The 428-nt window shown below is 41.6% G+C and carries 1 protein-coding gene; it reads left to right on the forward strand.

Features of this window, described 5'->3' with window-relative positions; all coding sequences use genetic code 11:
• The coding region (locus ACYVTD_RS17060) for a hypothetical protein (protein ID WP_461248836.1) at nt 1–428 on the forward strand (428 nt) is incomplete at both ends.

A 428-nucleotide genomic window follows, 5' to 3' on the forward strand; every position in this document is an offset into this window, starting at 1 on the left:
TTCTTTTACTGTTGGGAATTATTATTTTCCTTGCTTCTCGTAAACTAGGTTCAAGTCCTAACCGCGTATTGGCGGAAGTAGCTTCTTCAGGCGGCAAAAGTTCTCGCGATGATATGAAATTTGTGGATCACAGTAAAGAGCTCGCCAAGTATGCGTCAGTTCCAAGCAGACGCTCAACTCCATACGACGCTAACCCATTAAAACCAGATACTCACAAATCGCCTGTTATAAATCCTACCGGTCCGCTTCTTTTAAATCTTTTTGTAGAAGACCAAAACACGGCTATAGGAAAACGTAACATTCATTCTTTAAAATCCGGTTACAGTTTATCAGTCGGTGGCGGAAAATCTGATGATTACCTGATTTTCCTTGTTCCTATTCCGCCGCATATTGGCGAAATACACAGAAACGGCAGCTCTCTTACATTT

The sequence above is a fragment of the Treponema sp. R6D11 genome (assembly GCF_054786075.1).